This is a genomic window from Paraburkholderia sp. GAS206C (genome assembly GCF_050435645.1).
Classification (GTDB): Bacteria; Pseudomonadota; Gammaproteobacteria; order Burkholderiales; family Burkholderiaceae; genus Paraburkholderia; species Paraburkholderia phenazinium_B.
This window is the reverse complement of sequence record NZ_JBNDKR010000006.1, coordinates 170,573-186,203: the sequence shown is the minus strand read 5'-3', so window position 1 is coordinate 186,203 and position 15,631 is coordinate 170,573. Positions and strand designations below refer to the sequence as shown.

Here is a 15,631-nt window from a genome sequence, read left to right as displayed (position 1 = left end):
CTGGAGCAGACATGAAGAAGCGTTCTCTCGCCGCAGTGGCGGCAAGCATGGTGTTGACCGTAACCACGGCAACGACCTTTGTCGCACCGCAAATTGCCTACGCGCAAGCTAGCGACGCAACCGTAGCAGCATCGGCAACCGACGCCGCACCGACGGCCGCACCCGCAGCAGCACCGGCGGACCAGGCTGTGCCGCCGCCGGCACCCGCCACCTCCGAAACCGTCAACAACCCGTACGGTCTTGGCGCCCTGTGGAAAAACGGTGACTTCGTTGCCCGCTTCGTGCTGATCCTGCTGGTGATCATGTCGATGGGCAGCTGGTACATCATGATCACGAAGTTCTTCGAACAGTTCCGTGCGAACCGCCGCTTCAAGAGCGCGGACGAACAGCTGTGGACCGCGCCTTCGCTCGCCGAAGGCGCGAAGATGCTGGACGAAGGTTCGCCGTTCCGCTTCATCGCCGAAACCGCGATCGATGCCGGTGAACACCATGACGAAGCGCTCCTCGAAGCCGTCGACCGCAACACCTGGATCGACGTGTCGGTCGAGCGCGCTATCACCAACGTGTCGAACCGCCTGCAGGACGGCCTCGCCTTCCTCGGTACGGTCGGCTCCACGGCGCCGTTCGTCGGCCTGTTCGGTACGGTCTGGGGTATCTATCACGCACTGACGGCTATCGGTATCGCCGGCCAGGCTTCGATCGACAAGGTGGCAGGTCCGGTCGGTGAAGCGCTGATCATGACGGCAATCGGTCTGGCAGTGGCAGTTCCGGCGGTGCTCGGCTACAACTTCCTGGTTCGCCGCAACAAGTCGGTGATGGAACGCGTCCGCGGCTTCGGCGCACAACTGCACACCGTCCTGCTGGCCGGCAGCGGCCGCGCAAAGCGCCCGGCTGCAGCCCAGAAGGCTACGTTGGTCGAACACGCGGGGTAAGCCATGGCTATGAGCGTCGGGCAAGAGGGGGATGAGGACGAAGTCATCTCCGCCATCAACACCACGCCGCTAGTCGATGTGATGCTGGTTTTGCTGATCATCTTCCTGATCACGATTCCTGTTGTTACGCACACGGTGCCGGTGAAGTTGCCGAATGAGGCAGTCCAGCCGCTGCAGACCACGCCCAAAAGTATCGTGATCGCGGTCAACCGCGATGGCGATTTCTTCTGGAACGAGAAGCACGTGGATGCAGCGACGCTGCTCACGCAGTTGAAGACCGTGTCGGTGATGCAACCGCAGCCGGAAGTCAACGTGCGTGGCGACCAGAACACGCGTTATGAGTTTATCGGCCGCGTGATCACCGCCTGCGAGCGTGCTGGCATCGCCAAGGTGTCATTTATCACTGAGCCGCCGCCGCGCGGGGGCTGAGGAAGGGAATCGATTATGGGAATGAACGTCTCTTCAGGTAAAAGCGGCGAACCGGATGTGATGGTCGACATCAACACCACGCCGCTGATCGACGTGATGCTGGTGTTGCTGATCATGCTGATCATCACGATTCCGATCCAGACGCACGCCATCAAGATGAACCTGCCAGTCGGCAACCCACCTCCTCCGGCGGTCCAGCCGGAAGTGGTGCAGATCGATATCGACTTCGACGGCACGATGATGTGGAACGGTACGGTTATTCCGGACCAGGCCACCCTCAACTCGAAACTGTCTCAGGTTGCTGCCGAGCCGGTGCAGGCTGAGATTCATCTGCTGCCGAACAAGCTGGTGCCGTACAAGGATGTCGCTGCCGTGCTGGCTGCCGCACAACGTATTGGCGCCACCAAGATCGGGTTGATCGGCAACGAGCAGTACATGCAATAAGGATGTGAGAGTGCTAATGATCCATCAACGGTTCAAGCGTGCCGTGATAGCGGCCGCTTTCGGGGGGTTGTCTGCCCTCGTCGTGCTGCCGACCGTGTCGCATGCTGCCGACACCCTGCGTCCCGAAGTGGCCAAGCCGCTGAACGCGGCGCAGGATTCGTACCGGGCTCACAAGTATCAGGACGCGCTGGCGAAGATCGCGCAGGCCGACGCAGTCCCGAACAAGACGCCCTACGAAAACTACATGATCGAAGAGATGCGCGGCGCGGCTGCCGCTGCGGCCGGCGACTCCGGTACCGCAGCGAAGGCCTACGAAACGCTGCTCGCTTCGGGCAAGCTGACGGGCGCCGACGAGCAACGCACCACCGCTGCTCTCGCTGGCATCTACTTCGAGGGTAAGAACTATCCTCTGGCGATCAAGACCGCGCAGCGTTACATGAAGGCCGGCGGCACGGATCCGGACATGCGGACCCTGCTGATCCAGTCGTACTACCTGTCGAACGACTGCGGCAACGTGGTGAGCCTGCTCAAGCCTACGGTGGATGCACAGGCGCGTGCCGGTCATGCTCCGGACGAATCGCAGCTGCAGTTGCTGGGCACGTGCGCGCAGCGCTCCAACGACTCGGCCACCTATCGCGGTGCGCTCGAAAAGCTGGTGGCGTACCACCCGAAGCAGTCGTACTGGGATGATCTGTTCTCGGCGATCCGCAGCAAGCCGGGTTACGCGTCGAATCTGGATATCGACACCTACCGTTTGCGCCGTGCTACCGGTTCGCTGACGACGGCTGACGACTATATGCAGATGACGCAGTTGTCGATCCTTGCCGGCACTCCGGTTGAAGGCAAGCAGGTGGTGGATCAGGGCTTCTCGTCAGGCGTGCTCGGCAAGGACGCCGGTGCGGACCGCGAAAAGCGTCTGCAGGCGCTGGCGACCAAGCGTGCGACGAGCACGGTCGACAGCAACGGTGTGCCGATTCCGCCGTTCGATCTGGCGTTCAACCAGGTCTTCGCGGGCCAGGCGCCGCAAGGTCTGGCGACGATGGAAGGGCTGATTGCCAAGGGCGGTCTGCCGCATCCGGATCAGGCGCAGCTGCATCTGGGCGAAGCGTATTACTTCGCCGGGCAGAAGCAGAAGGCGATTCAGGCGTTCAAGGCGGTCAAGGGCGACGACGGCTCGGCTGACCTGGCGCGGTTGTGGATTCTGGTGGCGTCGAAGTAAGCGCTCCTCCTTCGCTGTACACGCTGTACCTCGCGCCGCAAGCTGGACTCTCCGAGTCCCGGTTAGCGGCGCGATTCTTTTTTGCTCCCTTCCCTTCGTTTCGTCTCCCCGCTGACGCCGGCTTAGATCAATCTTGGATCATTCTTAGATCAATTTATGGGTCTTGAATCATTCTTAGATCAATCTTGGATCATTCTTGGTTCATTTTCCGTCCGTTTTGAGCTAAGATTGATTCAAGAATCAATCTTGAATCAATTTTGCAGGTATCCAGCGAGAAAATGGCGAAGCGCGGACTGTACGACACCGTTCTGAGGTTTCTGGCCAGGCAGCGCGATCTGGGACACCACGAGTTGTCCCGGTCGTACATCGCGGCGGCACTGGGTGAGCCGCCGGCGACGGTACTCCGCTACCTGAACCGGCTCAAAGCGGACGGAAAAGTAGTCCAGTCGGGAAGTACCTCGGCCTCCCGTTACAGCCTTGCCAGTTTCGAGGGTGCGGTGCAAGCACCCGCGCCTTCCTCCGTCACACGTCCCGGCTCAGTAATTCCAACGGGATCCCCCTCGTGGTCTCCGTCTTCAAGCGATCTCCTCGCTGCTCTCGAGGTGCCTCTCGGCGCCCGTCAGCCGGTAACTTATCAGCGCAAGTTCGTCGACGATTACGAACCCAATCAGACGTTCCTGCTGCCTGAGTCGCTCGCAAACGATCTCTATCGAGAAGGACGGATGCAAGGACAACAGCCCGCCGGCACGTACGCGCGCAATGTCATCGAGCCACTGCTGATCGACCTGTCTTTTTCGTCGTCCCGGCTCGAAGGCAACCGCTACACCCGGCTCGATACCGAGGTCCTGTTCCGGTCGGGGCACGCCAACCCGCAGGACAAGGACGCGATCATGCTGCTCAACCACAAGCGCGCGATCGAGTTCCTGATCGACGAGGTGCCGCTCTATGGGCTCACCGTGATGGTGATCCGGAACATCCATACCTTGTTGATGCAGGGCCTGCTGCACGACGAAGATTCGCTCGGGGCGATTCGCCAGAAGGTCGTCAACATCAGCAACACGGCGTATGTGCCGGCACATATGCCTTCGCTGCTCGAGGAGATGCTCGGCATCATCGTTGCGAAGGCACGTGATATCAAGAATCCCGTAGAGGCCGCTTTCTTCCTCTGGGTGAACCTCGCCTACCTCCAGCCGTTCGAGGACGGCAACAAGCGAACCAGCCGGCTCAGCGCAAATATCCCGCTTCTGATGTACAACTGCGCGCCGCTCAGTTTTCTCGACGTGACGGACGACGACTATAGTCGCGCGAGGATCGGCGTGTATGAGAAGCTGGACGTCAGCATCGCTGCGGATCTGTTCGCGTGGACCTACCGCCGCTCGATCGGGAAATATGCCGTGCAGATTCAGGCGGCGGGCCTGCCCGATCTGTTTCGCGCGACGCATCGCGATGCCATCAACGAACTGGTGAGCCGCGTTGTGCGAGAAGGCCATCCGCTCGGGGCGGCCATCGCCGAATTTGACCTCCCTGCGCAGGATGCCGAGAAGCTCGCCGAGATCGTCAAAGGAGATATCGTCCGGCTCGGCGAGCATAACTTCGCCCGTTACCGCCTGACGCTACGCGAGTTGATGCGTTGGGTCGATGCAGGACGCCCTGTCACCGAGTAGCGAAGAAAGGCGCGCCGTCGGCGCACATGGCATGAGCCGACGACATCGCTTTACCTACTGCGACTCCATCTCCCGGTCCGAGCGCGCCGGGCTCACCGGCCCATCCGGCCTACGCTCATCCGCCGCGACATGCCCGGCGTCAGCCAGACGCCGGCGCTTGCCCTGCGTCAGCGACGCAACCGCGTGGAACGCCACCGGCGCGAACACCAGGCCAAGGAGCGTGGCCGCCAGCACCCCGCCGAATACGCCGGTACCGATCGACTGACGGCTCTCGGCCCCTGCTCCGCCCGATATCACCAGCGGCGCCACGCCCAGCAGGAACGCCGCTGAAGTCATCACGATCGGCCTGAAGCGCGCGGCCGAGGCATCGATCACCGCACGCGTCAGCGGCAGGCCGCGCGCATGCAGATCGCGGGCGAACTGCACGATCAGAATCGCGTTCTTCGCCGACAGCCCGATCACGGTGATCATCCCCACCTTGAAGTACACGTCGTTAGGCATGCCACGCATCAACACCGCCGACACCGCGCCGATCACGCCAAGCGGCACCACCATCAGCACCGCGAACGGAATCGTCCAGCTTTCGTACAACGCGGCGAGCGCCATGAAAACGGCGAGCAGCGACAAACCGATCAGCAGCGGCGTCTGCTTCTCCGCCAGCGTTTCCTCCCGCGCGGCATCCACCCAGTCGTACGCCACGCCTACCGGCAACGCCGAGGCGAGCCGCTCCATCTCCTTCATCGCCGCGCCCGAACTGTAGCCGCGCGCCGCGCGGCCGCTCACGTCGAGCGACGGGTAGCCGTTGTAGCGGCTCAACGCCACCGGCCCGACCGTCCACTTGCGCGTCGCGATAGCCGACAGCGGCACCATGGCCCCCTGCGAATTCATCACGGAGAGCGCCATCAGATCGTCGTCGGTCATGCGAGTCGACGCGTCACCCTCCACCACCACGCGCCGCATCTGACCCGAAGCCGGGAAGTCGTCGACATAGGTCGAACCGAAGGTGCTGCCCAGCAGGTCGGAAAGCTTGTCGAACGACACACCCAGCGCATAGGCCTTGGCCCGGTCGATCGTCAGCTCGACACGCGGCGCGTCGGGCAGGTCTTCGGAATGCACATCGGCAAGGACCGGATCGGCTTTGGCCTTCGCGAACAGGTCCTCGCGCGCCGCCTTAAGCGCGTCCAGACCGACGCCGCCGCGATCCTCCATGCGGAACACAAAGCCGTCCGAGCGCCCCACCCCCGGTACCGACGGCGGCAACTGCGCGTCTACCCTGCCATCGAGAATGCTCGCGAATTCGCTATTCAACTGGTCCTGCAACTGGATTGCGCTGACTGTGCGCTTGTCCCAGTCCTTCAGTTCGACGAAGGCCATGCCGACGTTCTGGCCACTGCCCTGGAAACTCCAGCCAATCAGGCTCGTCACGTGCGCGATCTCGGCGTGGCGATTCAGGATCTGCTCGACCCGCTTGATCACCCCCAGCGTGCGCGCCTGGGTCGAACCGGCCGGCAACTGAACCATCACCTGCAGTTGTCCCTGATCTTCCGTCGGCAGAAAGCCGCCCGGCATCTTCCAGTAGAGCAAGCCGCAGACGCCGACCAGCACCGCATAGATGGCGAGCATGCGCCCGATACGTTGCGAGGTGCGCGTGGTAAGCCAGCGGTAGCCATGCGAAGCCCCGTCGAAACCCTCGGCGAACTTCGAGGCGGCGCGCGCGAACAGGCCGCGCAGACCGCGGCGCGCTTCGCGCTGGTGCGGCGTCGAGCCGGTCGGTTTCAGCAGGTTGGCGCAGAGCGCCGGCGTGAGCGAAAGCGCCATGAACGACGACACCAGCATCGAGGCGATCATCGCCACCGAAAACTGGCGGTAGATGCCGCCGACGCTGCCCGGAAAGAACGCCATCGGCACGAACACCGCCGTCAGTACCGCGGTCACACCCACGATCGCACTGCCAATCTGCGACATCGCCTTGCGGGTCGCCTCTCGCGGCGGCAAGCCCTCCTCTTCCATCACGCGGTGCACGCTCTCGACCACCACGATCGCATCGTCGACCAGAATCCCGATCGCCAGCACGAGGCCGAACATCGTGAACACGTTGATCGACAGGCCGAACGCCCACATCGCGAGGAACGCGCCCATCAGCGTGACCGGGATCACCACCGTCGGCACCAGCGTATAACGCAGGTCACGCAGGAACAGCCACATCACGAAGAACACTAGCACCACAGCTTCGATCAGCGTGTAGACCACCTCACGAATCGCGATCTGCACAAAGTGCGCACTGTCGAAAGGGATCTGCATCTGTATGCCGGGCGGCAAGCTCTTCGACAGTTCGGCGAGGCGCGCTCGAATCGCGTTCGAGGTTTCCAGGGCATTACCACGCGGTCCTAACTGAATCCCGACGGTCGCGGACGAGCGGCCGTTCAGCCGCGACCAGAACGAGTAATCGTCGCGGCCGAGTTCGACGCGTGCCACATCGCGCAGGCGCACGGCCGATCCGTCCGGCTTCGCCTTCAGCACAATCTGGCCGAATTCCTCCGGCGATACCAGTTGCCCCTTGACGTCCACCGAGGCCACCAGCTCCTGCCCCGGCACCGAGGGCGCGTCGCCGAGCGTGCCGGCCGTCACCGTGGCGTTCTGGGCCGTGATCGCGGCGTTGACGTCGCCGGCGGCAAGTCCGTATTCGCGCAGCTTCATCGGATCGAGCCAGATCCGCAAGGCCTGATCGGAGTCCCACAGTTGCGCCGAACCCACTCCGGGCGCGCGTTTCAGCTCGCGTATCACGTAGCGGTTCATGTAACTGCCAAGGTCGGACGAATCGCGCGTGCCGTCGGTGGACGTGAGCGCGACCAGCATCAGGAACGTATTCGAGGCCTTGAAGACGCTGATGCCGTTCTGCACCACCTGCTGCGGCAAACGCGGCTCGACCTGCTTGAGCCGGTTCTGCACATCGACCATCGCGATGTCGGGATTGGTGGCGGGCGAGAAGGTCGCGTCGATTTCCAGATTGCCCTGACCGTCGCTGCTGGTTTCGTAGTACAGCATCCCATCGGCGCCATCGAGACTCTCCTCGATGATGCTGCCCACGTCGCCGTCCACCACCTCGGTGGCTGCGCCCGGGTAGCTCGCGACGATCACGATGCGCGGCGGCGAGAGACGCGGATATTGGGCGACGGGAAGCTGCGGAATGGCGATCGCGCCTGCCACCATGATGGCAAGCGCGACAATCCATGCGAAGACCGGCCGGTCGATAAAAAATGAGGGCACTCAGGTTCCTGTCAGTGCTGCACGAAGGACGGCGCGTCGACGAGACGGGCCATGTGCAAGACATCGGCCAACTGGCCGTCGCGCATGGCATAGCCACGCGAACGTCCCTCTTCGACGAAACCAAAGCGGCGATAGAGCGCAATGGCCGCCACATTGTCCGCAAACACGGTCAGTTCGAGGCGGCGCAAACCGAGCGAGCCATCCGCGCATTCGACCAGCGCGGCGAGCAGCGCGGCACCCACACCGCGCCCCTGGAAGGCGTCGTGCACGGAGATGCCGATGGCGCCGATATGCGCACGGCGCGGCGTTTTCGCCAGCAGGCCGGCATGTCCGACCACGCGGCCGTCAAGCTCCGCGCACACATTGATACTGCCGGCGGGCAGTTTGGCGAGCCACTCCCGCAAGCCTTCCGCGGTGCGATAGCCGATCGTCAGCGTGCCACGCCGGACACCCGGTTGACACATGACGTCGGCGATCGCCTCCATGTCGGACGCTTCGCACGCGCGCACGACCACGCGCGGTGTCACCTGTGCTTCTCTCTCAAACCTCACGCTGCTCGTGTTCATTATTGTGGTCCGTTGCGAATGGCATCGGCTCACGCAACCGCGCCATGAAGTAGCAATCGATCAGTACACCGTCACGTAAAGACGCTCCACGATGTAGTGCTTCTACTTCGAAACCGTATTTCCGGTAGAGCGCGATGGCCGGACCATTGTCCGTGAACACATAGAGTTCGACGCGCCGCAGACCCAGCCAGTTATCGGCCAGGTCGAGCATTTCGGCGACCAGCGCATTGCCGACGCCGCGGCCATGCCACGCTTCATGCACGCCGAGGCCGATCATGCCCGCATGAGCCCGACGCAGCTTGCCGGGGACCAATCGTCCGAAGCCGACCAGTATATCGCCGACCATCGCGGCAATGGCTACCTCGGGTAAAGCAATTTTCTCGATGCCCTCACGAGTCTTTTCGAGGGTCGGATACGGTGGATGCGGATGGCCGCGCAGCATGGCGGGCTGCAGCTCCAGTGCATGGAACTGCGCCGCATCCGCGACGCGCAAGGCGCGCAGCGTGAACGCTTCAGGCAGTGATTTTGCTGGCGCGTTCTTATCCATCCGCTTAAAGCGTCAACTCGAACGAACGCGTGAGGACCCCAGGCAGATGCATCCCGCCGGTCGCGCGTTCTCCGTAGGTGGAATCGTTCAACAGCAGTTCCGGTTGCGCGCCCAGCCGTTCCAGCTGATCGCCGAGCAGCCTGTACATGCTGTCGTCAAAGCGCATCGCCTCGACCGGCGCGAGGATCTTGCCGTTCTCCACCCAGAACGTCGCGAAGCGCGTCATGCCGGTCAGGCGGCAATTCATCCGGTCCGAGAAATTCACGTACCAGAGGTTGCCGATGTAGAGGCCTGTGTCGAGCTGCGTCAGCACGTCCTCCTCGGCGAGGTCGCCGCCCTCCATCGACAGCGCAACAGGCGATTCGGAGTCCAGTGCGCCGTTGGGCTGCAGGCCGTATTCGCGGGCGCTGCGGGCATTGGTCAGACGCTCCAGGCTGCGACCGTCCTGAATCAGCGGCACGCTGGCGCGCAGATAACCGTCTTCGTTGAATCCCGGTGTGATGCCGATGCTCAGGTCTTCAGTCAACGTCACGCGTGGATCGAGCGCCGCTTCGCCGGTATGCAGCTTGTATAGCGAGCTGCGCGACGTAGCCTGCGCGCGGGCCGAGAAGCCGCTCCACGAGGTCACGCCCAATAGTTCTTCGAGCGCAGCGGGCGCAAGATACGACCGGTAGCGCCCCGGCGCCAACGCCCGCGGTGTCAGCGCGAGAATGGGCAGACGGGCTGCCGCCTGCTCGACCTTGCGGGCGAACGTGACGTCGCTCCAGTGGTCGCCGGCGTAGCTCGTCTTGATAGCGCGGCCGCTCGGGTCGTACAGCGACCAGCTGAAGTTGAAGTTGCTGACTTCGTACCAGCCGCGGCTGCCTTTGGTCGATGCGAAACCGCGCACAATCGTGCCACCGGCATAAAAGCCCACGAAATCGAGCCCCTTCGCGCATTCGTCTACGGTACGTACCAGCGCTTGCGGCTCCGGCACCTTGCCGTCGCGGCGCGTCGAGCGTTCCCACTGCGACGTATCGAACAGCAGATGAGGATCGTCCGGTGCATCGCGCAGTCCGTCGCGCAGCGTGGCGAGCGCACGGCTCACGTCCTGCAGGTCGCTCTCGGTTTCGCCGCAGACAGTCAGCGTGGAATACGCCTGACGTGCCCCGTCGATCACGCGCAGCGTCAGCTTGCCTTGCGAGACACTGCCGATCTGCCGCACCTTGGCCGCGTTGAAGCGGATGAAATCGGATTGCTCAGCCGAGAACGAAATCAGCGTGATTTCGGCACCCCGCTGCGCATGCTCGACGGCATCGGCGAGCAGCAGGAAATGACGATACCAGTCCACCGTCGACGCATTTTGCAACATCATGGAGCCGCTCATCATGCGCCTCCAAAGACATCGATATTGCTGAACACGCAGGCAGGCGACGCATGGCCGACCCGGATCGCCTGGGCCGGCTCACCTTTGCCGCACATCGGCGTGCCGAACAGCTGGCGGGTGCTCGCGTTGCCGACCGCGGAAAGGCTGCGCCAGAAATTCGCGGAGATGCCCCGATAGTTGGGCTGCTTCACGACCTGGGTGAGCTTGCCGTTTTCGATCAACTGACCGAACTCGCAGCCAAACTGAAACTTGTTGCGATGGTCGTCGATCGACCACGACGTATTGCTGCGCATCAGGATTCCGTGTTCGATATTGGCGATCATCTCGTCGAGCGACTGGTCACCCGGCTCGATATTCAGATTCGCCATCCGGTCGATCGGCGGCCGGTTCCAGTTCGACGCGCGCGAATTCGCGACACCCGGCAGATGCGCACGCTGTTGCGATAGCGCGCCGCCCAGCGGCCGCTCGAGCAGGCCGCCGCGAATCAGATAGTGCTTGTGTGCCGCGCTGCCGTCGTCGTCGAAGGCGTAGGCCGCCGCTTCTTCGCGCAGTTCCGGATCGAACGTAACGTTCAGCAGTTCGGAGCCGTATTGATAGTGGCCGAACATCTCCGCCTTCACGAAACTCCAGCCGGCGTAGTTGCGCTCGTCGCCGAGAATACGGTCGAGCTCGAGCGGATGGCCGATCGACTCGTGAATCTGCAGCATCATCTGGTCGGGCATCAGCAGCAGATCGCGCTTGCCGGACGGGCAATTCGGCGCGTTGAGCAGTTGCAGCGCCTCGTGGGCGATGCGCGCGCCGGCGCCGTCGAAACCATAGCGCGCCAGCACTTCGAGGCCGCCCTGCGCGAGCGTGCCGTAGTTACCGCCCAGCGTGCGCACTTGTGTGTCGCCATTGGCATGCGCGGCGACACTCAACTGCGGCATCACAAAACGGAAATGCTGGTCGATCCGCACGCCGTCGCCGGTCATGTAAAGCTGATCGGTGTGCGTCACCTGCACGCTCGCCGCGCGCTCGACGATGCGCGGGTCGATATTGGCGGCCGCGCACTCGCGCGAGAGCCGGTCAAGCCAGTCGCGCCGGCTCGGCAATGCGTGCTCCGTGTTCGGCGACACGTAGTGGCCGCTCGCGGCCGGACGCGCGATCTCGCGATGATCGATCAGCGACAGCTCGCTGCTCGCCCTCGCGCGTGCGGTTGCGATATCCAATGCAGCCTGCAAACCGGCTGCTGAGAGATTGGCGGTGGCCGCATAGCCGGCACCGGCGCCGGCATAGGCGATCAGCATGGCGCCGCGGTCACGCACGGTGCGCAGCGGCTGGGCGACATCGTCGCGGACTTCATGATCGTCGATCGTTTCGTCGACGACGCGCAGCGACCAGAAATCCGCGTCGCTTTTCAGCGTGCGGGCAGCTTGCGCCCACCTTTCGTCAATCATGCAATTTTCTCTTGGATATCGGACACGGGCGCGATCATCGACGACGCCAGCAACGACTGGGTATACGGGTGCGACGGCGCGTGCAGCACGTGCATCGTATCGCCCGCTTCGACGATGCGGCCCGACTTCATCACGATCACGCGATGCGCCATGGCTTTCATCACCGCCAGATCGTGGGTGATGAACAGGTAGCTAAGCTTGTACTTTTTCTGCAGATTTGTCAGCAGATTCAGGACCTGCTTCTGGATCGACACGTCGAGTGCGCTGGTCGGCTCATCGAGCACCAGCAGTTCGGGTTCGACGGCCAGCGCGCGCGCGATGGCAATACGCTGACGTTGGCCGCCGGAAAACTCGTGCGGGTAACGCAGCATCGATTCAACCGGCATACCCACTTCTTCGAGCAACGCGCCGACGCGATCGCGCCGCACCCTCGCGTCGATGTCGGGCCGATGCACGGCCAGGCCTTCGCCGATGATCTGCTCGACCGTCATGCGTGGCGACAGCGAGCCGAACGGGTCCTGAAACACCACCTGCATGCGCGCGTACAGCGCCCGCTTAGCCTTGGCGTTTTTCAACGACGAGAGCGCCAGCCCGTCAATATCGATCGTCCCGGCGGCCGGGTGCTGCAGGCCGAGGACGGTCGCAGCGAGCGTCGATTTGCCCGAGCCCGATTCGCCGACGATGCCGAGCGTCTCGCCGCGGCGCAACGTCAGGTCCACGTCGTGCACCGCGCGGAAGGTCGACTTGCCGAAGATCGAACGCAAGCCTTTCGCCGACACGTGATAGTCGACGGCCAGACCCTTTACGTCGAGAATCTGCCGTGCGTCCGCCTCGACCGCGTCGATGTTCCGTTGCGGTTCGCTATCGAGCAGGCGCTTTGTATAGGGATGCTGAGGATTCGCAAACAGGGCCTCGGTAGTGTTGGTTTCGACCAGCACGCCCTTTTCCATTACCGCGACGCGCTGCGCAAAGCGTTTCACCAGATTCAGGTCGTGCGTGATAAGCAGCACCGCCATACCGCGTTCGGCGGCTTCCTGTTCCTGCAACTCGATCAGCAGATCGACGATCTGCTGTCGCACGGTGACGTCGAGTGCGGTGGTCGGTTCGTCGGCCAGCAACAAACGCGGTCGACAGGCGAGCGCCATGGCGATCATCGCGCGCTGACGCTGGCCGCCCGACAACTGGTGCGGGAAACTGTCGATGCGACGTTCCGGCTCGGGAATCCCGGTACGGCGCAGCAGCTCGATGCCGCGCTCGCGCGCCGCGTTCGGGCGCATGCCCTCGTGCAGGCGCAAGCTTTCGGCAATCTGCTTGCCGACCGTGTAAAGCGGATTCAAGGCCGTCATCGGCTCCTGAAACACCATCGCGACATCCGCGCCGCGAATTCCGCGCATCTGCTGTTCGGTCTTTTGCAGCAGATCTTCGCCGTCGAGCAACATGCGCCCGCTCAGATCCGCCTGGTCCACGAGCCGCAGGATCGACAAGGCGGTCACGCTCTTGCCCGAGCCCGATTCGCCGACCAGCGCGACGCGTTCGCCGCGAGCAATCGACAGGCTCAGTTCCTGCACCGCGACTTTTTCGCCGAAGCGCACCGAGAAGCGGTCGATTTCCAGCAAAGGCCTGTTTAAAGGTTTGTTCATTACTTGCCACCCCCGAACGCCGAAGCGCGCATGCGCGTATCGAGCGCGTTGCGCAGGGCGTCGCCCATGAAGGTCAGCAACAGCAGCGTGATCACCAGCGCGGAGAACGCAGAGATCGAAATCCACCATGCATCGAGATTGTTCTTGCCTTCGGCGAGCAACTCGCCGAGGCTCGGCGTCGGCGGCGGCACACCCAGGCCGAGGAAGTCGAGACTGGTCAGCGACAGGATGGCCGCGCTCATGCGGAACGGCAGAAACGTGATCACCGGCGTCAGGCTGTTAGGCAGCACGTGTTTCCACATGATCTGCCAGTTCGACAGGCCCATCGTGCGGGCAGCCTTCACGTAATCGAGCGAGCGGTTGCGCAGGAATTCGGCGCGCACGTAGTCCGACAGCACCAGCCAGCCGAACATCGACAGCAGGATAAAGAGCAGCCATAGCGTCGGTTCGAAGATCGAAGCGAAGATGATCAGCAGGTACAGGTCCGGCATCGAGCTCCAGATTTCGATCAGACGCTGGCCGATCAGGTCGGTGCGTCCGCCATAGAAGCCCTGAATGGCGCCCGTGAGCACGCCGATCACCACGCCCGAAATCGTCAACGCGAACGCCATCAATACCGACAAACGGAAGCCGTATAGCAGCCGCGACAGCACATCGCGGCCGAACTGGTCGGTGCCGAGCCAGTTGCTCGACGACGGCGGCGCCGGATACGGATGCGCCGCGAAGTAGTCGATCGTGTCGTAGTGGTAATGGTTCGGCGGGTACACCGCGAAGTTGCCGTTGCCCTGAATGCGCGAACGGATATATGGATCGAGGTAATTGGTCCTGGCCGGGAAGTCGCCGCCGAACAGCGCCTCCGGATAGTCCTTCACGATCGGAAAATAGTAGTGGCCGTCGTAATGCACGATGAGCGGACGGTCGTTGGCCAGCACTTCGCCGAACAGGCTGATCACGAACAGCGCGCCGAAAATCAGCAGGCTCCAGTAACCGAGACGCTGGCTCTTGAAACGCTGCCACGTGCGCCGCCACGGCGACACAGAGGCGACGAGCGTGACTGCCGACGGGTCAGCGGCCCAGGCGGTTGAATTGGATGCGGGGGTCGACGAGGACATAGCAGACGTCAGCAATAAGTTTGGTTACAAGACCGATCAGCGTGAACAGGAAGAGCGAACCGAGTACGACGGGGTAATCGCGGCGGATCACGGAGTCGTAGGACAGTTGGCCCATACCGTCGAGCGAGAACAGGGTTTCGATCAGCAGGTTGCCGTTCAGGAAGGCGCCCACGAAAGCGGCGGGCAGACCTGTCAGCAGCGGAATCGCAGCGTTGCGCAGCACGTGCTTCCACAGCACGTCGCGCTCCGGCGCCCCTTTGGCTCTTGCGGTCAGCACGTATTGCCGGCCAATCTCCTCAAGGAAGGTGTTCTTCGTCAGGATCGTGACGATAGCGAAGTTGCCGACCACCGATGCGGTGACAGGCAGCACGATGTGCCACAGGTAGTCCAGCAGCTTGCCGAACAGGCTCAGGTCCTGGAAGTTATCCGAGGTGAGACCGCGCATCGGAAACACCTGCCAGAAGGTACCGCCGCCGAACAGCATCAGCAGCAGTACACCGAGCACGAAGCCCGGGATTGCATAACCTGCCAGCACCATAACGCTGGTGACCGTGTCGAACCGTGAGCCGTTGCGCACCGCTTTCGCGATGCCCAACGGCACCGATATCAGGTAGGTCAGTATCACCGTCCATAAGCCGAGGGTGATCGACACCGGCAGCTTGGACTTGATCACGTCCCACACGCTGTCGTGCTGATAGTAGGACTGCCCAAGATTGAAGGTCGCGTAGTTCTTCATCATCAGGAAGTAACGCGTGAGCGGCGGCTTGTCGAAGCCAAACTGCTTCTTGATCTGCTCGATCTGCTGCGGATCGACGCCCTGGCTGCCGTGATAGCCGCCGCCACCCGCCCCCGCCTCTCCGCCACGGCCTTTGCCGTGGCGGAGTTGCGTCATCACCTGTTCGACCGGCCCACCCGGCACGAACTGCGTGACGACAAAGGTTAGGGTCACGACGCCGATCAAGGTCGGCACCATCAACAACAGACGTCTAAGAATGTAAGCAAGCATGGT

13 protein-coding genes are annotated in these 15,631 nt (G+C 62.8%); 5 read left to right on the top strand and 8 right to left on the bottom strand.

All coding sequences use genetic code 11. The features are described 5' to 3' along the window. Positions 1-11: 11 nt before the first annotated feature. From P3T20_RS18170 to P3T20_RS18150, 5 genes are all read left to right on the top strand, one after another. A complete protein-coding gene (locus P3T20_RS18170; protein ID WP_074265115.1) occupies positions 12-932 on the top strand; it encodes a MotA/TolQ/ExbB proton channel family protein in 921 nt (306 codons plus the stop codon). Positions 933-935: 3 nt separating this feature from the next. Further along, entirely contained in the window at positions 936-1,361 is a 426-nt protein-coding gene (locus P3T20_RS18165; RefSeq protein ID WP_074265116.1) for an ExbD/TolR family protein, read from the top strand. 15 nt (positions 1,362-1,376) lie between these two features. Beyond that, a complete protein-coding gene (locus P3T20_RS18160; RefSeq protein WP_074265117.1) occupies positions 1,377-1,805 on the top strand; it encodes an ExbD/TolR family protein in 429 nt (142 codons plus the stop codon). Between the two features lie 16 nt (positions 1,806-1,821). Beyond that, complete coding sequence (locus P3T20_RS18155; RefSeq protein ID WP_074265118.1) at positions 1,822-3,024, top strand: tetratricopeptide repeat protein; 1,203 nt, start codon at positions 1,822-1,824, stop codon at positions 3,022-3,024. Positions 3,025-3,302: 278 nt separating this feature from the next. Then, positions 3,303-4,688 carry a Fic family protein gene (locus tag P3T20_RS18150; protein WP_074265119.1) on the top strand — a complete coding sequence of 462 codons (1,386 nt, stop codon included), beginning with the start codon at positions 3,303-3,305 and terminating at the stop codon, positions 4,686-4,688. Between the two features lie 54 nt (positions 4,689-4,742). Here P3T20_RS18150 and P3T20_RS18145 read toward each other — a convergent pair whose 3' ends face one another. From P3T20_RS18145 to P3T20_RS18110, 8 genes are read right to left on the bottom strand one after another with little or no spacing between them, the layout of a single operon-like run. Further along, on the bottom strand, positions 4,743-7,955 hold the full coding sequence (locus tag P3T20_RS18145; RefSeq protein ID WP_074265120.1) for a multidrug efflux RND transporter permease subunit: 3,213 nt from the start codon (positions 7,953-7,955) through the stop codon (positions 4,743-4,745). A gap of 11 nt (positions 7,956-7,966) precedes the next feature. After that, on the bottom strand, positions 7,967-8,521 hold the full coding sequence (locus P3T20_RS18140) for a GNAT family N-acetyltransferase (protein ID WP_074265121.1): 555 nt from the start codon (positions 8,519-8,521) through the stop codon (positions 7,967-7,969). Continuing rightward, positions 8,496-9,068: a GNAT family N-acetyltransferase gene (locus P3T20_RS18135; RefSeq protein WP_074265122.1), complete on the bottom strand. Its 573-nt coding sequence runs from the start codon at positions 9,066-9,068 to the stop codon at positions 8,496-8,498. Before P3T20_RS18135 ends, P3T20_RS18140 begins: the two co-directional genes overlap by 26 nt. Positions 9,069-9,072: 4 nt before the next feature. Continuing rightward, entirely contained in the window at positions 9,073-10,422 is a 1,350-nt protein-coding gene (locus P3T20_RS18130; RefSeq protein ID WP_429287511.1) for a TldD/PmbA family protein, read from the bottom strand. 11 nt (positions 10,423-10,433) lie between these two features. Then, positions 10,434-11,870 (bottom strand): TldD/PmbA family protein, encoded by a 1,437-nt coding sequence (locus tag P3T20_RS18125; protein WP_074265123.1) that lies wholly within the window; start codon positions 11,868-11,870, stop codon positions 10,434-10,436. Beyond that, positions 11,867-13,510: an ABC transporter ATP-binding protein gene (locus P3T20_RS18120; RefSeq protein ID WP_074265124.1), complete on the bottom strand. Its 1,644-nt coding sequence runs from the start codon at positions 13,508-13,510 to the stop codon at positions 11,867-11,869. The genes P3T20_RS18125 and P3T20_RS18120 overlap by 4 nt, the downstream gene beginning before the upstream one ends. Continuing rightward, positions 13,510-14,622 (bottom strand): ABC transporter permease, encoded by a 1,113-nt coding sequence (locus P3T20_RS18115; RefSeq protein ID WP_074265125.1) that lies wholly within the window; start codon positions 14,620-14,622, stop codon positions 13,510-13,512. Before P3T20_RS18115 ends, P3T20_RS18120 begins: the two co-directional genes overlap by 1 nt. Beyond that, positions 14,576-15,628 carry a microcin C ABC transporter permease YejB gene (locus P3T20_RS18110; protein ID WP_074265126.1) on the bottom strand — a complete coding sequence of 351 codons (1,053 nt, stop codon included), beginning with the start codon at positions 15,626-15,628 and terminating at the stop codon, positions 14,576-14,578. Before P3T20_RS18110 ends, P3T20_RS18115 begins: the two co-directional genes overlap by 47 nt. Between the last annotated feature and the right edge of the window lie 3 nt (positions 15,629-15,631).

Coding starts and splice junctions, on each gene's coding strand:
- P3T20_RS18155 (WP_074265118.1), top strand. CDS start 1,822: ATGATCCATCAACGGTTCAAGCGTGCCGTGATAGCGGCCGCTTTCGGG.
- P3T20_RS18160 (WP_074265117.1), top strand. CDS start 1,377: ATGGGAATGAACGTCTCTTCAGGTAAAAGCGGCGAACCGGATGTGATG.
- P3T20_RS18115 (WP_074265125.1), bottom strand. CDS start 14,622: ATGTCCTCGTCGACCCCCGCATCCAATTCAACCGCCTGGGCCGCTGAC.
- P3T20_RS18140 (WP_074265121.1), bottom strand. CDS start 8,521: ATGAACACGAGCAGCGTGAGGTTTGAGAGAGAAGCACAGGTGACACCG.
- P3T20_RS18165 (WP_074265116.1), top strand. CDS start 936: ATGGCTATGAGCGTCGGGCAAGAGGGGGATGAGGACGAAGTCATCTCC.
- P3T20_RS18135 (WP_074265122.1), bottom strand. CDS start 9,068: ATGGATAAGAACGCGCCAGCAAAATCACTGCCTGAAGCGTTCACGCTG.
- P3T20_RS18150 (WP_074265119.1), top strand. CDS start 3,303: ATGGCGAAGCGCGGACTGTACGACACCGTTCTGAGGTTTCTGGCCAGG.
- P3T20_RS18170 (WP_074265115.1), top strand. CDS start 12: ATGAAGAAGCGTTCTCTCGCCGCAGTGGCGGCAAGCATGGTGTTGACC.
- P3T20_RS18110 (WP_074265126.1), bottom strand. CDS start 15,628: ATGCTTGCTTACATTCTTAGACGTCTGTTGTTGATGGTGCCGACCTTG.
- P3T20_RS18125 (WP_074265123.1), bottom strand. CDS start 11,870: ATGATTGACGAAAGGTGGGCGCAAGCTGCCCGCACGCTGAAAAGCGAC.
- P3T20_RS18120 (WP_074265124.1), bottom strand. CDS start 13,510: ATGAACAAACCTTTAAACAGGCCTTTGCTGGAAATCGACCGCTTCTCG.
- P3T20_RS18130 (WP_429287511.1), bottom strand. CDS start 10,422: ATGATGTTGCAAAATGCGTCGACGGTGGACTGGTATCGTCATTTCCTG.